18 protein-coding genes are annotated in these 16,295 nt (G+C 38.8%); 1 reads left to right on the forward strand and 17 read right to left on the reverse strand.

Annotated features, from left to right (window positions below; translation table 11 throughout):
• Window positions 1-17: 17 nt before the first annotated feature.
• The 17 genes from lacG to TZ92_RS06955 form a co-directional block, all read right to left on the reverse strand.
• Window positions 18-1,424, reverse strand: coding sequence for a 6-phospho-beta-galactosidase (gene lacG / locus TZ92_RS06875; RefSeq protein WP_033629823.1), 1,407 nt, complete (start codon window positions 1,422-1,424; stop codon window positions 18-20).
• A 76-nt stretch (window positions 1,425-1,500) separates the two neighbouring features.
• A complete protein-coding gene (locus tag TZ92_RS06880) occupies window positions 1,501-3,195 on the reverse strand; it encodes a lactose-specific PTS transporter subunit EIIC (RefSeq protein ID WP_033629825.1) in 1,695 nt (564 codons plus the stop codon).
• Window positions 3,195-3,512 (reverse strand): PTS lactose/cellobiose transporter subunit IIA, encoded by a 318-nt coding sequence (locus TZ92_RS06885; protein WP_001078327.1) that lies wholly within the window; start codon window positions 3,510-3,512, stop codon window positions 3,195-3,197. Before TZ92_RS06885 ends, TZ92_RS06880 begins: the two co-directional genes overlap by 1 nt.
• A gap of 35 nt (window positions 3,513-3,547) precedes the next feature.
• Window positions 3,548-4,384, reverse strand: coding sequence for a PRD domain-containing protein (locus tag TZ92_RS06890; RefSeq protein ID WP_033629826.1), 837 nt, complete (start codon window positions 4,382-4,384; stop codon window positions 3,548-3,550).
• A gap of 236 nt (window positions 4,385-4,620) precedes the next feature.
• Window positions 4,621-5,601 carry a tagatose-bisphosphate aldolase gene (gene lacD, locus TZ92_RS06895; RefSeq protein ID WP_033629827.1) on the reverse strand — a complete coding sequence of 327 codons (981 nt, stop codon included), beginning with the start codon at window positions 5,599-5,601 and terminating at the stop codon, window positions 4,621-4,623.
• 1 nt (window position 5,602) lies between these two features.
• Complete coding sequence (locus TZ92_RS06900) at window positions 5,603-6,532, reverse strand: tagatose-6-phosphate kinase (RefSeq protein ID WP_033629828.1); 930 nt, start codon at window positions 6,530-6,532, stop codon at window positions 5,603-5,605.
• A gap of 10 nt (window positions 6,533-6,542) precedes the next feature.
• Complete coding sequence (gene lacB / locus TZ92_RS06905; protein WP_001216921.1) at window positions 6,543-7,058, reverse strand: galactose-6-phosphate isomerase subunit LacB; 516 nt, start codon at window positions 7,056-7,058, stop codon at window positions 6,543-6,545.
• 30 nt (window positions 7,059-7,088) lie between these two features.
• Window positions 7,089-7,514 (reverse strand): galactose-6-phosphate isomerase subunit LacA, encoded by a 426-nt coding sequence (gene lacA / locus TZ92_RS06910; RefSeq protein ID WP_000029277.1) that lies wholly within the window; start codon window positions 7,512-7,514, stop codon window positions 7,089-7,091.
• A 286-nt stretch (window positions 7,515-7,800) separates the two neighbouring features.
• Complete coding sequence (locus TZ92_RS09695; RefSeq protein WP_071788218.1) at window positions 7,801-8,697, reverse strand: aldose 1-epimerase family protein; 897 nt, start codon at window positions 8,695-8,697, stop codon at window positions 7,801-7,803.
• A 107-nt stretch (window positions 8,698-8,804) separates the two neighbouring features.
• Window positions 8,805-10,280, reverse strand: a complete 1,476-nt coding sequence (locus TZ92_RS06920) for a PTS galactitol transporter subunit IIC (protein WP_033629830.1) — start codon at window positions 10,278-10,280, stop codon at window positions 8,805-8,807.
• A gap of 54 nt (window positions 10,281-10,334) precedes the next feature.
• Entirely contained in the window at window positions 10,335-10,640 is a 306-nt protein-coding gene (locus TZ92_RS06925; RefSeq protein WP_000590551.1) for a PTS sugar transporter subunit IIB, read from the reverse strand.
• A 37-nt stretch (window positions 10,641-10,677) separates the two neighbouring features.
• Complete coding sequence (locus TZ92_RS06930; protein ID WP_033629831.1) at window positions 10,678-11,154, reverse strand: PTS sugar transporter subunit IIA; 477 nt, start codon at window positions 11,152-11,154, stop codon at window positions 10,678-10,680.
• Between the two features lie 190 nt (window positions 11,155-11,344).
• Window positions 11,345-12,034 carry a CTP--phosphocholine cytidylyltransferase gene (locus tag TZ92_RS06935; RefSeq protein ID WP_033629832.1) on the reverse strand — a complete coding sequence of 230 codons (690 nt, stop codon included), beginning with the start codon at window positions 12,032-12,034 and terminating at the stop codon, window positions 11,345-11,347.
• 11 nt (window positions 12,035-12,045) lie between these two features.
• Window positions 12,046-12,924, reverse strand: coding sequence for a DMT family transporter (locus tag TZ92_RS06940; RefSeq protein ID WP_000791842.1), 879 nt, complete (start codon window positions 12,922-12,924; stop codon window positions 12,046-12,048).
• A gap of 1 nt (window position 12,925) precedes the next feature.
• The gene (locus TZ92_RS06945; protein WP_033629833.1) at window positions 12,926-13,783 is read right to left on the reverse strand and encodes a phosphotransferase family protein; all 858 of its coding nucleotides are present in this window, start codon (window positions 13,781-13,783) and stop codon (window positions 12,926-12,928) included.
• A gap of 16 nt (window positions 13,784-13,799) precedes the next feature.
• A complete protein-coding gene (locus tag TZ92_RS06950; RefSeq protein ID WP_033629834.1) occupies window positions 13,800-14,822 on the reverse strand; it encodes a ribitol-5-phosphate dehydrogenase in 1,023 nt (340 codons plus the stop codon).
• A 4-nt stretch (window positions 14,823-14,826) separates the two neighbouring features.
• Complete coding sequence (locus TZ92_RS06955; protein ID WP_033629835.1) at window positions 14,827-15,534, reverse strand: IspD/TarI family cytidylyltransferase; 708 nt, start codon at window positions 15,532-15,534, stop codon at window positions 14,827-14,829.
• A gap of 440 nt (window positions 15,535-15,974) precedes the next feature.
• On the opposite strand from TZ92_RS06955, the gene TZ92_RS06960 reads away from it, so the two are divergent.
• Complete coding sequence (locus tag TZ92_RS06960) at window positions 15,975-16,274, forward strand: YbaB/EbfC family nucleoid-associated protein (RefSeq protein ID WP_000981515.1); 300 nt, start codon at window positions 15,975-15,977, stop codon at window positions 16,272-16,274.
• The last annotated feature ends 21 nt before the right edge of the window (window positions 16,275-16,295 follow it).

Consider the following 16,295-nt stretch of genomic DNA (forward strand, 5'->3'; position numbering starts at 1 on the left):
GGAATTTTTGTTGAATTTTAATCAATAAGTTGTGTCTCAGCTAGTTTCTTGTACCAGTGAGCCGATTTCTTTGGATAGCGCTCCTGAGTTTCAAAATCAACATAGAAGAGGCCATAACGTTTTTCATAACCGTTTGACCATGAGAAGACGTCCATCAATGACCAGATAAAGTAGCCTTTGACGTTGGCTCCATCAGAGATTGCATCTGCAATCACTTCGATATGTTTCTTAACATAATCAATACGACCATCATCGTAAACAGTGTTATCAACAAACTCATCTTTGTATCCAAGACCATTTTCAGTAATGTAAATCTTGTTGTAGTTAGGATAATCTTTCTTCACCCGCATGATTTGGTCATACAAACCTTGAGGGTAGATAATCCAATCCCAATCCGTACGTGGTACATAATCAGGAGCTACACGACGACCAACACCTTTGATTTGGTACTTAGAGCTTCCTTTCTCACCTTTACCATTATGGATAATTTCAGTTTCTCCATCAAAGGCTTGCATCCAATCACTCATGTAGTAGTTAATTCCAAGGAAGTCATTCAGGTCTTTTGCAGCTTCTAGCACAGCGAAGTCTTCTTCACGCAGATCTAAACTTCCACCATTGACTGCTAAGATATGGTTGACACCTTCCATTGTTTCTTCGGAATAGCGTCCTAGATAAGTCGCATCCAGAATAAATTTATTGTGAATGATATCTTCTAACTCGGCTGCACGAACATCTGCTGGATTATCTGGATCCAGAGGATACTTAGTAGGCAGGGCGTGAACCACACCAATTTCACCCTTATAGCCTTTATCTTTATATAGCTTGACTGCACGCGCATGAGAAACCATCATATTGTGGTGCGATTGGAAAACTTTGGCAAGGTCGTACTGAATACCTGGAGGGAATTTCCCAACCAAGTATTGACCATCTCCTATCGGCCCAATTTCATTAAAGGTTGTCCAAAAGTTAACTTCAGGAAATTCTTCAAAACAGAAGGCCGCATAATCCACAAAGTGATCAATGTTTTCACGGTTTAAGAAGTCTCCATTTGAATGTAGAGCTTCTGGCGTATCAAAGTGATGAAGAGTTACAAAGGGCTCAACATGCCGTTTGTGACATTCTGCAAATAGATTATGATAGAACTCAACCCCCTTGTCATTAACCTTCCCATAACCAGTTGGAAAGATACGTGACCAAGCGATTGAAATACGGATACCATTGACACCATACTCTTCTGCTAGTTTGAGGTCAACTGGGTATTTGTGATAGAAATCACTGGCTGGTTCAGCAGTGTACCAGTAGTTATCTTTGAGGTATTTGTCCCAGGCAACTGGTCCTTTACCATCAGTATTGGTCGCACCTTCTGCTTGATAGGCTGCTGTTGCCCCGCCAAAAATAAAGTTTTTTGGAAGTGTTTTTGTCATTTAATTCACCTTTCAAGAAATAGAAATGAGATGGAGATAGAGTTGAGAGGAGTTTCGCCATCTCACTTCTAAAATTTTATTGTTCAAATTGCGCTTGAACAAAGGCAAGAGCGCCTTTTCCATCGCGAGTCAATTTAATGTATTGGCCACCTTCTGTCTTGGCAAGTTTGATACCAAGCTTGTCGGTTTCAGCCTTCATGTCTTCGAAGTTTGAAGCAACTTGAGGAGCAAGGATAACCAGATCAAACTCAGGCAACATTTCACGGTGAGCACCATAGCCACCAGCTGCTGCTTTAACAGGAACTTGGTACTCTGCAGCTGCCTTATTTAGAGCATTTGCAAGAAGACCACTTGTACCTCCTCCTGCACAGAGAACGAGAACATTAGTTTCTTCTGTGATTGTGTTTTGCGCTGTTTCTACACCAGCTTTTTCAAGAATAGCATCTGCTTTGGCAGTATTGAAGTTTGCTGCTACTTTTTCTTTCAATTCATCATTGGCTTTACCTGAACGCTCTTCTTCAAGAATTTGTTCATCATAAACCTTGAGGAATGGATAGTAAATGGCTACGTCTACAAGAATTAACAAAGCAGCAAGTACAAATGACAAGAATTGGAAGTTTGTACCGAGAACAATACCGAGAGGACCTGGTGTTGTCCAAGGAAGGTTGGCAGTAAATGAGTTCATGCCAAGCGTTTCAATAAAGAATTTAAAGATCCATACGTTAGCAATTGGCGCAAAGATAAATGGAATAAAGAAAATCGGGTTCAATACAAGCGGTGCACCAAACAAGATTGGTTCATTTACACCAAAGAAAGTTGGCACTACTGAAGCACGTCCGATTGCACGATTTCGTTTTGATTTAGTTAACCACATGAACATGAATGGAACAACCAGTGTTGCACCTGTACCACCCATGGTAACAATAAACATTTGTGTACCTGAAGTAAGGATCTTGTCTGCATGCATCCCTTGTTGGAGAAGGTTCAAGTTGACTTCGGCATTTGCATAGGTAATAGCTGCGATTGCTGGTTCAACGATAGATGGACCATGGATACCAACAAACCAGAAGAAGGCAAAGGCACCAAAGATAATCGTAATACCTAGATAACCATCAGCAGCAGAGAATAACGGTGCAAAGAATTTACCGATTGATTCAGCTACGCTTGCACCAACAAAATGACGAGCTAGTAAATCGAGAGCATAAAGAGAAACCACTGATAGAGTGAATGGAATCACATCTTTAAAGACTTGTGAGATATTTGGTGGAACTTCGTCAGGCATACGAATAGTGACGTTGTTCTTAACACAAACCTTATAGATGGTTACAGTAACAAAGGCAGCAAGGAATGCTGAAAGCAAACCTTTTGTTCCAAGGAAACCTGTCGCAAAGCCACCTTCAATCGGATCAGCTGCTAACATCAACAAACCAACAATCGCAGCTAAAAGTGTTGACATATAGTTGATTTGGTTCGTTTTCTCCATGCTACGGTTTACTGAGTCGGTCAATGACTTAGCTGTTGTACCAGCTACCAAGAGAGCTAGAATCCCCATTGAATAGCTATAAGGTTTCATAAGGAGATTTACAACATCATCAGACCATTTAAAGCCCCATGAGTTTGGTACAAAAGCAATCAAGATAAAGATACTTGAGAAGAGAATAACTGGCATACCAGCAATGAAACCATCACGAATAGCGCGAAGGTAGATATTACGAGACAGTTTTTCAAAGAAAGGCTTTCCTTTCTCGATAAAAGAAATTAGTTTGTTCATTACTTAACTCCTCTCTTGTAGAGTTCGATTAAATGGTGCATCAAATCTTTTAACAAAATGGTAGTCATCAAGTGATCCTGACCGTGCATCATGGTTACACTATAAGCCAAATCTTCACCAGCTGCCTCCTTAGTCAAAAGGCTTGTTTGCGCGTGGTGTGCCTCCGCGATGCAACCACCAGCTTCCTCTACGAGAGTATCAGCTTTCGCAAAATCGCCAGCTTCAGCAGCCTTTAAAGCTTCCAATAGTTTTGATCGAGCATCGCCAGCATAGGCAACAATTTCAAAACCTAACAATGTTACTTCTTCTCTATTCATGATAGAATTCTCCTTATGTATTTTTAATTAAATTTTTATGACAATAAACGTTGGATATGTAGAACTAGATAAACTCGTTCACTTTTATACAAATCAAGACCCGTATGTTGCGTAATCACATCATAGATTTTGGAACCGATCTCAAATGCTTTTGGATAGGATTGTTTAATATGATCTTCCATATCCAGAAGTGATTGGTTATCATCTCTAGATCTGTCTAAATAATCCAAGAAATAATTCAAATGAATCATAAAGCGATCATAGAAATGATTATTCTCTTTGGTTCGTTGAATTGCATAACCCTTTAGCACTTCTTCAACATTCCTGAGAATTTCTTTCCTCTTATCAATCGACTCCACAAGTTCCACTTCATTTTCACCTTCGGCATTAATGAAATGATAAGCGATCCGAATAATTTCATCCTCAGGGAAATGATCTGTTAACTTCTGACGATAGATTTCAAAGGCTTCCTTTGCGATTTGAAAAGCGACAGGATACTTAGTGGAAATATCTGGCAGATTACTATCCTTGTACCTTCCTTGTGCTAGAGCTTGGTAAGAGCAGTAAATATGATCTGTCAAGGTTACGTAGAGATACTCTTGAATCGGATAATGATATTTCTTTGATAGCTTATCAATGATTTCATAAGTCACTGTGATAAAATCAAGCGGAACATCTTTGAGGAGAGCCATAAAGTTTTCTCTTGACTCTTCGGTCTTCATCCGAAAGATTTTCTCAACCTGATTTTCAGCAATCAAATCCCCCTTCTTCTTTCCGAATGCAATCCCCTTACCAATCACAATCACCTCTTCTCCTTTATCATTTCTGACTAGTGAAACATTGTGATTCATTGGATTTAGAATTCGATACATGTCAACCTCCTTTTATATCTTAAAGGTATATGAGTACAAAAAATGACCACAAATGAACTAGAAAATCTTTTGATTTCTAATTCACCTGTGATCATGCCTAATATTACTTAGTAACACTCACCTTGTATTAGCTTGTGACTTAAGTATAGCACAAGTCAGTTTTTTTGTAAACCTTTACATGTAACTTTTTTTAAATTTTTTATTTAAATCAATGTTCCTAAGATTAGGGGGAAAACTTATACTCGTTCAGTCCATGAAGTCGCTGTGGTTTGAAGAACCTTGTTGAGTTCGTCAATGTTCTCAAAACCAGTTGTGCGAAGCCATTCGCGAGCTGCTGCTTCACCATCTTTGATGTAAGCTTCAACTGATCCAGCCCATGTTGCACGTCCACAAAGAACGCCGTTGAAGTTTGCACCTGATTCGTGGGCAAAGACAAGTGTTTCTTGGAAGAGTTTAGCTGATACACCCGCACTCAAGTAGATATACGGCAAGTTGGTTGCTTCATCTTGAGCTTTGAAGAAGGCTGCTGCTTCTTCTCGTGTATGAACGACTTCTCCATCACCAAAGCCTTCAACGTATTTGACGTTGACTGGAACTTCTACTTTCAAGACATCGATGTTGAAGCGTGGGTCTGAGAAGACCTTCATAGCACCGATAACCTTGTGTGGTTTCACTTTTGCGTATTCTGCAGAACCTGCGTCAGCGATTTTTTCATCGTAAGCGAGGATTTCAAGGAAGAATGGAATGTCTTCCGCCACACACTCAGAACCGATGCGTTCGATATAGGCTTGTTTTTCTTGGTTGAGTTCGTCAGCGCTGTCTACGTCATAGTAAAGCAAGAATTTCACCGCATCTGCACCTTGTTCTTTGATGCGTTTGGCAGACCAAACATCCAAGCAGTCAGGCAAGCGTTTGGTGCTCGTTGTATCGTAGCCAGTTTTTTCATAAGCAAGGAGAAGACCGGCGTTGGCATCAAGCGCTTTTGTAGCTGGAAGTCCATACTCAGGGTCTAGAAGCATAGAGGATGCGTATTTTGTCAATTCATCTGCAACCAATACTTTAAGTTCTTCCATTTGAGCCACTGTTGGTTCTTCTGTTTGGTATTGAGCCATGAGGCGTTTCAAAGCACCACGTTGGTCAAAGGCAAGGGCTGAGATAATGCCGTTCTCGTCAGAGAGTTTTTCTAAGCGTGCACGTTTTTGTTCTGTTAAAGCCATTTTATACCTCTTTTACTATTAATTGATCATATAGAGCTTGATAGTTGGCCATATTCACATGACCTGTCATTTTTTCTTGAGCATTAAGCATACCAAGGACATTTGCCTTGATGAGGAGTTCTGCATCCGATTCCTTATGAAGAAGTCCTGATGAAATCCCTGCCACAGTAGAATCACCAGATCCAACAGGATTGACTACCTGAATTCTTGGAATATCTACTTTGTAGAAAGTGTCACCATGTTTTGCAAAAGCACCATTTGCACCAAGTGACACGATAATCCACTCAATCCCTGCAAATAGAGGCTCTTGAAGAACTTCTTTTAATTCATCCAAATCCTCAGAAACTTCTTTCCCAAGAAGCTGAGACAATTCTTCGTTATTTGGTTTGATTACTGTTGGTTTATGTGGTGATTCAAGAACCGCCTGAAGGGCAGCACCTGAGCAATCCAGAACAACTGGTTTTCCTGCGCGATTAGCAAGTTCTACTAAGCTTGCATAGTAGTCAACTGGAAGACCTGCTGGCAGACTACCAGAGATGGCTACTACTTCCACAGTGTCAAGAAGATTTTCGAAATGAGCCAAGAAATCTTGCCCTTCTTGTTCAAGAACTTCGGGACCTTTTTCAAGGATTTCTGTTTGGTTATCTCCGTGCAGAATAGCGATACAGTTACGAGTCTCTCCTTGAATGGAGAAGAAACGTTTCGTTACTTTATCGTCGATATGCTCTACTAAAAACTCTCCAAGTTTACCACCGACCAAACCAGTAGCAACAACAGAATCACTAAATTCTGAAAGCACTCGTGTAACATTGAGGCCTTTACCACCAGCTGTCTTGGTCACGTCCACCACGCGGTTGACAGTGTCAATTTTCAATTCATCCAAAGGATAAGAAATATCAATGGATGGATTCATTGTGACTGTTAAAATCATGCGTCACCTCTTAGTCGTGGTATTCACCGCGATCCCATTTTTCAAGGAATTCTGTAAAGAAGTTTGCATCTGCTTGATGAGCATTGTGAGTTTCAACGTGCTCAATTTTCGCAATCAATTTTTTGTTTTCTTCTGATGGTTTGTATTCAGCATTGATAAAAGCTTCAATGATATCACACATGAGCAATTCACCAGTGATTTTACCACCAAAACCAATAACATTGGCGTTCAATTGTTCTTTTGCATAAAGAGCTGTTGTCATATCACGAACCAGGGCAGAACGAACTCCTGGGACTTTGTTGACAGCGTTGTTGATACCAACACCAGTACCACAGATACATACCCCAAGATCAGCTTGACCGCTAGTTACAGCTTCACCAACTTTTTTACCAAAGATTGGGTAGTGAGTACGTGTGTGGTCATAGGTACCAAAGTCGATGACTTCATATCCTTTTGATTTCAAAAATTCTGAAACCGCCATTTTTTCATCTGTTACGATGTGGTCACATCCAATTGCAATTCTCATTTTTAACTTACCTTTCTTACTGTAATCTAATTAGCACATTTTGTTCAACATATCAACACGAATTTGGTGACGGCCACCGTCGTATTTACCGTTAACAAAACCTTTAGCAATATTTTTAGCCAATTCATCACCAACAAGTTGTGCACCCATAGTGATCATACGTGAGTTGTTGTGTCCACGAGTCATATAAGCTGAACGTTCGTCAGATACTTCTGCGGCAACCATTCCTTTGATTTTAGTTGCGACCATAAATGGACCAGCTCCATAAGCATCAATCACGATACCAAGATTTTGTTCTTCTTTGTTTACTTCTGCAGCAACAGCAAGAGTCACATCAACAAAATCTTGACCTTCAGCTGTAACATCCACAACGTGGAAGTTTTCTTTTTCCAAGAAGTCTTTCACAACTTCTTTCAATCTCAAACCTGCAGCATCTGCACCGATAACAATAGACATATTGTTTACTCCTTTTTATTTTTCTAGGCTAGTAAAAACTTTTATAGTTAGCAGTTTACCTACAAAAGATTTTCTAGCAGTTTAGTGACAAATTTGATTGAATGAGATGAATAACACCTTATCCAAGTCCAGGAAACCAATTTCCTAGAAATAATCCTTCTCCACGAAAGAGAATATAACAAGTGATTGTTTGTTTGTTACAAACATCATTTGTTGTTTACAAACATAATATACTCCTATTTATAGAAAAAGTCAACAGTAAATGTTTGTTTTTGTAGTTTTTTATCTAAAATATTTCAATATCAAAGCCAATCTGATCTACTTGACCAGGTTCTAGGAGACGAACATTCTTCTTATCTTCTAAATGATCTCCTTCTTCAAGAGATGTTGACAAGCCAGACCAAGGTTCAAACGCAATGAATGGTCCCTTATTCAAAGTTGACCAGATAATAAGATTTGAAAACTCTTGGAAGTTTACTTTTAATCCCTTCTCATGCTTACGAGAACGAAGGGCAATTGTTCTGGATTGCAACTCATCCAAAGTCACTGCATCAACACTAAACAGATCGTAACTGAGGTCCACTTCCTTTTGTGAATCCAACCATGGACTTCTATCTTGGAAGTCTAACATTCCTGTTTCTGGGAAAGGACGGGGAACAGAGCAAGTCTCTTCTTTCTCAAACTCTAGATAATAATCTTCATAGACTTCATCATCAAGTAGAGGACAATTAAAGCCTGGATGTCCTCCTATAAAGAATGGCATTACTTTATTAGTTTCTTTATTGAAAATCTTGTATTGAGTACGAACAGTCTTGCCAGTCACTAGATAAGTGATTTCAAGGCGGAAATGATAAGGATAGTTTTGATATGTATTCTCATCATCTTCGATAGCAAAAGTTACGCTATTTTCTGTTTGATCCACTAACTTAAATTCATTTTTACGAACCAAACCATGACGAGGAATGTTTCCTTTCGTCTCCGTTCCATCTGCATGACTGTAGAAGGCTGTATCCTCTCTTAAAGAGCCGCAGATTGGAAAAAGTACTGGGGCTTGTCCACTCCAGTAAGTGGCATCTCCTTGCCACAGATACTCAATGCCCTCTCGATCCTTGATCGACGACAAGGCGCCACCTAAGGTTTTAAACTGGACCGTTAACTGGTCTGATTTGATTTCAATTACCATAATGTTCTCCAACTATTTTTAGATTTTTATATAAAAAACTAGGTTGCCACTCCCAATGTAGGAAATTAACAACCTAGTTTTCACAATTTACATTTTATAGGAGCGAATTATTTAGCATTTGCTGCGTATTCTTCGTTACGTTTGATCATTTGTTTTCTATACCAAGCAAAGATACCTACATAGAATACAAGGAAGACTGCTGCACCAAGGATTGCTTTGATATCACCTGTTGTAGCATTACCGATTGCCCAACCAAATAGTTTTTCAATTGGTCCTTCAAGAGTTGAGTGGGTAATCAATTGAGATTGGTTCACACCTTCTGGGAAGGCACCTACACCTTTAGCAAGTTCAGTTGCGAATGGTGCGATAAGAGTACCAGAAAGAAGGAAGAGAGGCAACAAGAGTGTTCCGAAGATAATCATACGGAGCAATTTACCACGTGTAACAACCAAGAGAGCTGGAGTCACACCCATAGCGATGATACCTGCAAGTGGCAAGATACCATTTCCGACATTAGAAAGAAGTACAGCTTCTACTAGCATGATTGGAGCAAGTACGTTGGCACAAGCCCAGATTTCAGCACGACCAGCGATGAATGGCCAGTCAAGACCGATGTTGAATTTACGTCCTTGAAGACGTTTAGTAGCAACGTTTGTAATACCTTGTGAAAGTGGTTCTACGGCTGCGATGAACCATGATCCGATAAGTGAGAAGAGTTCCAAAGCTACACCGGCTGTCAAACCAAGAGACAACCAACCTTTAATAACAAGTTCCCATGAAGATGCATCTTCTACTCCAGCAACTGGGTGTGGAGTCCCCATCAAACCAATAACAATACCAAGGATGAAACCGATAAAGAATTTAGATCCCCAGAAACCGATTTTTTTGTTCAATTTTGCAGCGTCAAAGTCATATTTATCGAGACCAGGCAATACTTTATCAAAGATCTTATCCAAGACCATGATAACTGGGTTCATCATGTAGTTCATGTGAGTTGAAGTCATTGGTGATGAACTTGGTGCATTAAGAAGGTCGTCGAAAGTTGGTTTCATCAAATCAGAGTTGATGATTTTCAAAATACCTACAAGGACAACTGCTGCAGTTGCGATGAAGAGTGAAACCCCTTGGCTTACACCGTTGTTGTCTGCATACCATTTAATCAAAAGACCAGTGATTGACAAGTGCCAGATATCGAAGATATCGACGTCAAGTGTATCTGTTTTCTTCATTGCAAGCATCACAATGTTGACAATCAACATTACAAGCAAGAAGTAAAGTGTCCATGCAGAACCCCAAGTGATTGTTGCAAGTGGTGCCCAACCAACGTCGGTGATGTTCAATTGGATACCAGTGTTTTCAACGAATTTCGCAAGTGATGCTGAGAAAGCTCCGTTGAGCATACCGATGATAGCACCGATACCAGTAAGGGCGATAGCAAGTTTGATACCACCTTCAAGCGCTTTGGAGAATTTCACTCCAAAAAGTAGGGCCAAAACTGTCAAAATGATCAGCATGATGATAGGGCCACCCATAGCCAAGATAGGTTTGAAGATATCGTTGGCCAGATTGATAATGACATCCATAATAGTTCCTCCCGTTTTTTTAGTTATATGAATGTTAACAAAATAAAGAATAAATTAGCTTAGTCCGTGTTCTTTGATAGCTGCTTCAATATTGTCAAATACTGGAGCGCTCATCGCTGGAATACGGAACAAGATTGGTCCAGCTTCAATTACTGGAATACCTGGTTCAAAACCAAGGTCAGTTGCAGCGATTGGTGTAAAGATATCGTAGCCCTTGATAAGGTCTTCGTTTACATCTTTCACCATGACTGCATCACAGTGAACATCATAACCACGGTTTGAAAGTTCTTCTTCTAGAGCACTTTTAATTTGGTGACTTGAGTTAACACCTGCACCGCAGGCAGCAAGAATTTTAATCATTTGGATTTCCTCCGATTTTATATTTTAATAAACAAGATTAAGCGGTTGCTTCAGCAATGTAAGCATAAAGTTTTTCTGGTTCGGAAATTTTTGATAAATCTTCCAGATGTCCATTTCCTGTGAAAAAGTCCATCAACTGAGCCAGAATATTTGTTTGACTTGAACTTGAGTTGTTAATGATAAAGAAGAGTAGGGATACTTCTACTTCCTTATCAGGAGCTATCATATTGTGAAAAGTTACTGGTTTTTCTAATCGAACAACCACCACTTTCTCAGCTAGATTATGAACAATATCTGTATGAGGAATCGCTACATTTGGCAAGTCCTTACCTAGAAATTCCATATCTAAACCAGTTGGAAATGACTTTTCACGCGTGATCAAGGCTTCACGATAAGTTGGAGTGACAATTTCTCGTTCTTCCAACAAGCTTGCTACCTGATCAAAGAGTTGATCTTGATTATCCGCTTCTAAGCAAAACACCAGGTTTTTGTCAAAGAAATGATCTAATCCCATAACATTTTCCCTTCTTTCATTTATCTTTTATGCTATAAGTATAACACTATATGAAATCGTTGTCAATAATTTTTGTTTTATTTTGTTCATTTTTTTGTAATTTTTGTTTCATTTAAAGAATACAATCAATATCAAACATTCTTGTTATAAAATCCACAAAAAAAGAAGGCCCAAGCCTTCTTCTCTTTCCTTACTTAATAGTAGATAAAATCTCTTCTAACTTATGGTAGTCCTTTACACTATCAATTTCATAGATGCTATTTCCTTCTAATTCTTCGACATAGACATCCAATTCTTTGATATTATCCTTAACCATGTTATCCCAGTAGAGATCAACAAATTCACCACTTTCGTAAGCTTTGTCAATAAAGCTAACAATCTTCTCTGCTGTTGGTGCATCCCAGAATGAAACTCCGCTCAGAATGCGACCAGCCTTACTGTCAACAATAATGTCTTGAACCTTGTAGTCATCACCGTAAACCAAGAACCACTCGTTCGTACAGTCTTCACGATAAACGCTAAAATAGGTAGAACGTTTAAGATCGTTTCGAAACATATTTTTGAAAAGATAGTTATCTGCATCAATGACATAGCTGTTAGCCAAATCTTCTTTTACTAAATAAAGTGAGTAAAAATTATTGTAATCAGCATACTTGTCGTTAAAGACCAAACGGACACCATATTTTTCTTTTAGGTAGTCAAATTGTTCTTTGAGGTAACCGACAACGATGATAATCTCATCAATTCCTCTCTCTTTCAAAAACTCGATTTGGTATTCTACCAAGGGTTTTTGATTAACCTTAACCAAAGCTTTTGGGGTATTTTCAGTCATAGGGCGTAGACGAGTTCCTAAGCCCGCTGCTAAAATAATCGCTTTCACACGAATCTCCTTTATTCTTTAATAATAATATAAACACCAGCCATAACAATAAGTGAAGTGATGATTGTCAGCATATCTAGCGGTGCACCCAAGAAAATAACTGCAAATAAGACAGTCCAGACTACATAGCTCACATTCAAACCTGTCGCTTTCGCAGGTTGCAAACGATTAATAGCGATATAATAAGCTAAGTAGGAAATCATATCAAAGGCCGCAAAGACAATCAAGAGGCCGAATAATTGCCCATCTGCCACTTCTGCAAATGAATGGTGAGAAAAGAGCACAATCACAAGATAGGACAAGAATGAGGTTACTTGTCGAATTAACAAGGCTTCAATTTCACTTAAATCACTTTCCATAGCATAGGAGCTGAGAACACTTTCACTCCCCCAGGCAATGGCACAGATAAGGGCACAAAGAATCCCAATGTAAAACGAGTTAACTTGTTCAACCTTGTAGGTTTGAGCAATGATCGCTGCAATAATCAAGAAAACACCGAATACTGTATTCTTTGAAACCTTGTGTTTCAAAATGAAGAAGGCTAGTAAAACTGAAACTGCTGGGTAAATAGCCGATACAGATGAAGCTAGAGAACTACCGATATATTTAACCGCATAAAGATTGGCCTGCATACCAATAGGTCCTGCTAGTAAAGCACCGATAATTACACTCACATTTCGAATATTTAAGAAAATCGAAAGACGAACTTTTCTTTCTTTTACCAAAAGAAAAGCTAACAAGATAAAGATACTCAAGAAATCATGAGCAGCAGCCACCACAAAAGGTGAAAGATTTGTAAAAATTGAAAAGATATAAGCACTAATTGTTAGACCTAATCCCCAGAAGATACCAGAGAGCAGACCAAAAGAAACGCCATTTTTATTCTTCATCCTAACCTCCATAATAAGTCAAACCTTCGACAGCTCTTTGGTAACGATTGATACCATAATCTCCAAAATCAGCCCCTTGAGCTTCTTTGTACACTGTCCACAAACTCCAGATAGTATCTTGCAAGATTTTATAGATACGAATCTTCTCACGTGATACAGGCGTTTTGTCACTTTCATAGTAGGAAAGGAAATCATCTTCCTCTTGCTTTGTAAATTCAGACTCTAAGAAAAGAGCTGCCAAATCCCACATCGGGTCATTCATAGAAGAGTATTCCCAGTCAATCAAATACAAACGACCTTGTGGTGACTCGATAAAGTTTTCTGGTACCAAATCGATGTGACAGGACTTTCTATCAACACCCAAATCAGCCAATCTCTTTTCTAGTGAAAATACATCTTTTCTTACAGCTTCATAGTTTTCATAAGGGATAGGTCCCTCAATCAAGGATTCATATTTGCTGATTTCCTCAAAAGGAGCAAATTCTCCTCTTAATTCTTTCCCTGAAGCATGGATGGTTTGTAAAATTGGTGCAATCTTTTCAAACTTGGATTTGATGGATGTTGAATCAAGAGTTACTGCCGATTCGATGTATTCATTTACTTTAATCCCTGACTCAATATCAAAGAGGTAGTTTTTGACATCTAAATCTAAATCCTCTAAAAGTTCAAGATTGTACTTTTCATTTTGACGATTGATGAGTTTTTCAGTCCCCTTACCAAAAAATTTCACAATATACTGTTTGTTGGTTGTTTTGACCAAATAGTTTTGGTTGGTCATGCCTCCCAGCTGTTCAACACTGAGTACTTCCTCTTCATCAGATAGTAAAGAAGAAATTTTTTCTTTGATGAGTTTCTCCACAATTAACCTCCATCTTCTACACTTCCCACTTGAATACTGTTTTAAAAGCAGTATTAAGGTCTGTAGCAAAGACACGATGAATGTCCTTGATTTCTCTCACGGGCTCTTCAAGATAAAGGATATTCTTCAGACGATTCGCAAACTTTTTGACTTCCATCATTTGAATGGCCTTCTCAAAATCGACGCGTCCTGAACGAGACGATCCCACTAATAACAATCCTTTTTCCAAAGCATCTCGTGTATTGATATTAACCTTGTATTCGCTCACTCCCATCATGAGAATCGTTCCCTGTGGGCGAATATAACGAATCAAGTCATTGATAGCTGGACCTGTACCATCACCACCGCAACACTCAAATCCATGATCAAAGGTCAAATCCTCTGGGATATTATCCGTAATGTAGCACTCTTTTGCAAAAGAGAAGAGCTCTAGTTTTTCCCAATGGCGACCAAAGACGATAATCTCTGCTTCTGGCAAGGTATAATTGATAATATTTGCAACAACAAAGGCCAAACTACCATCTCCGATAACAGCAATGCGCTCTCGCTTACTATGACCAAGATGCAAGAAACGATCCATGGCATGCATACCAACACTGACAAACTCAGTAATGGCTGCAACTGTGTCCTCAATGTCATTATAAGACACAACACGATCTTTTGGAAGAGAGACAAATTCTCTCATAAAGCCATCATAACCACTTGATAGGAAGTAGGTTCCGGTCATGTAGTTCTCGTAGAACTCCTTGTCACTCTGCATAGGCGGTTGATTGGGAATCATAACTACCTTTTGACCGACTTCATAAGTCCCAGTCGGATCTGAAATAACAGTTCCACAAGACTCATGAATCATGGCCATAGGAAGTTTTTTAGCCAATATCTTTGGATCACGCTTCCCTTGATAGTAACGTTGATCCGCATGACAAACCGCCATATAATTTGGACGAATCAGGATATGATTCTCCTGATCAATATCCTCTTCTTGATATTTTACATTGATAAACTTTGGTTTGGTCAGTTGATAAATTTGATTAATCATAGCCTTAGTCTTTCTCAATCATGCTTTTCGCGATTTTCAAGTCTGTCACCGTTGTGATTTTAAGGTTTGAATATTCCCCTTTAGCTAGAGCAACATCCTTTCCTTTGATAACAAAAATTTTACATGCATCCGTCAGGATTTCCTTTTCTTGGTCAGATAGGGAACCATACAAATCCATGAAATCCTTGCAACGGAAAGTCTGAGGTGTTTGACCTTGATAAAGGTGAGCACGATTTGGAATATCAGTGATAAACTGACCATTGATGCTTTCAACAATGGTATCAACCGCTTCTACTACTGTGTCAACCGCATCATGATTTTGGGCGAGTTTGATATTGTCCTGAATCATGCGAAGTGTGATAAAGGGACGAACAGAGTCGTGGGTAATCACGATATCTTCTGGAGTGATTGGACGATAGGCATCAATGGCTTCTATTATCTTCTCGATACTGGTATTGCGATCAGCCCCACCTTTGGTAATGATGATACGATTCTTGTGGAGAGAAAGATACTTGTCAACTAGGTCCTCAGCGTGTGACACCCAGTCTCCATGAACTCCAACTACAATTTTTTCAATACTTGGTTCTAAGACGAATTTTTCAATTGTGTGGATCAAAATAGGTCGATCACCCAACTCCAAGAATTGTTTTGGTAAATTACTGATTCCCATGCGTGTGCCAGTTCCTCCGGCTAGGATTCCTGCATAGATCATTTATATTCTCCTTTAGTTTATTCTAAAAAACTCATTACCATCTATTATATCACAATCTATCTTTATCATGAAGAAAATATAGAGCGCCATTTAGTTGAATCAACACACTATTTCGACCAAAAAATGAACAATATGCAACTAAATCTGAAAAGATCATAACAAATTAAAAAAGAAAAATAGATTATCCTCTATATTTCCTGCTTAACGTTCGGTTAACATAGAGTTCTTTAGAATATAATATAAACCTTAAAGAAAACTTAAATGAAATTATTTGTTTAGCACAGAATACTAAGTGTGCATAGTAAATTTCTTAAAAGTTGTTTGAGAGACTCATTATAAAAGTTCATATATCTCATGAATTAAACAAATAATAGACTTTTGCCCCTAAAATTGATAAAATAAAAAGGAAAATAATAGAAAAAAGGAAACTGTAAACCGCCATGATGAACATGCAAAACATGATGCGCCAAGCACAAAAACTTCAAAAACAAATGGAACAGAGCCAAGCAGAACTTGCTGCCATGGAATTTGTTGGAAAATCAGCTCAGGACCTTGTCCAAGCAACCCTAACCGGAGACAAAAAAGTTGTCAGCATTGACTTCAACCCAGCAGTTGTAGATCCAGAAGATCTCGAAACCCTTTCTGACATGACTGCGCAAGCAATTAACGCAGCACTTGAACAAATTGATGAAACGACTAAGAAGAAACTAGGAGCTTTCGCTGGAAAATTGCCTTTCTAATCCACAAAAAAAGAGAAACAT

The organism is Streptococcus oralis subsp. oralis, from assembly GCF_000960035.1.
Classification (GTDB): Bacteria; Bacillota; Bacilli; order Lactobacillales; family Streptococcaceae; genus Streptococcus; species Streptococcus oralis_G.

Excerpts from the sequence above, each read along its gene's own strand:
- lacA (WP_000029277.1), bottom strand. The coding sequence starts at position 7,514 with ATGTCTATTGTTATCGGTGCAGATGCTGCAGGTTTGAGATTGAAAGAA.
- lacD (WP_033629827.1), bottom strand. The coding sequence starts at position 5,601 with ATGGCTTTAACAGAACAAAAACGTGCACGCTTAGAAAAACTCTCTGAC.
- TZ92_RS06880 (WP_033629825.1), bottom strand. The coding sequence starts at position 3,195 with ATGAACAAACTAATTTCTTTTATCGAGAAAGGAAAGCCTTTCTTTGAA.
- TZ92_RS09695 (WP_071788218.1), bottom strand. The coding sequence starts at position 8,697 with ATGGTAATTGAAATCAAATCAGACCAGTTAACGGTCCAGTTTAAAACC.
- lacG (WP_033629823.1), bottom strand. The coding sequence starts at position 1,424 with ATGACAAAAACACTTCCAAAAAACTTTATTTTTGGCGGGGCAACAGCA.
- TZ92_RS06950 (WP_033629834.1), bottom strand. The coding sequence starts at position 14,822 with ATGATTAATCAAATTTATCAACTGACCAAACCAAAGTTTATCAATGTA.
- TZ92_RS06900 (WP_033629828.1), bottom strand. The coding sequence starts at position 6,532 with ATGATTTTAACAGTCACAATGAATCCATCCATTGATATTTCTTATCCT.
- TZ92_RS06890 (WP_033629826.1), bottom strand. The coding sequence starts at position 4,384 with ATGTATCGAATTCTAAATCCAATGAATCACAATGTTTCACTAGTCAGA.
- TZ92_RS06925 (WP_000590551.1), bottom strand. The coding sequence starts at position 10,640 with ATGATTAAAATTCTTGCTGCCTGCGGTGCAGGTGTTAACTCAAGTCAC.
- TZ92_RS06920 (WP_033629830.1), bottom strand. The coding sequence starts at position 10,280 with ATGGATGTCATTATCAATCTGGCCAACGATATCTTCAAACCTATCTTG.
- lacB (WP_001216921.1), bottom strand. The coding sequence starts at position 7,058 with ATGAGAATTGCAATTGGATGTGACCACATCGTAACAGATGAAAAAATG.
- TZ92_RS06955 (WP_033629835.1), bottom strand. The coding sequence starts at position 15,534 with ATGATCTATGCAGGAATCCTAGCCGGAGGAACTGGCACACGCATGGGA.
- TZ92_RS06940 (WP_000791842.1), bottom strand. The coding sequence starts at position 12,924 with ATGAAGAATAAAAATGGCGTTTCTTTTGGTCTGCTCTCTGGTATCTTC.
- TZ92_RS06930 (WP_033629831.1), bottom strand. The coding sequence starts at position 11,154 with ATGGGATTAGATCATTTCTTTGACAAAAACCTGGTGTTTTGCTTAGAA.
- TZ92_RS06960 (WP_000981515.1), top strand. The coding sequence starts at position 15,975 with ATGATGAACATGCAAAACATGATGCGCCAAGCACAAAAACTTCAAAAA.
- TZ92_RS06885 (WP_001078327.1), bottom strand. The coding sequence starts at position 3,512 with ATGAATAGAGAAGAAGTAACATTGTTAGGTTTTGAAATTGTTGCCTAT.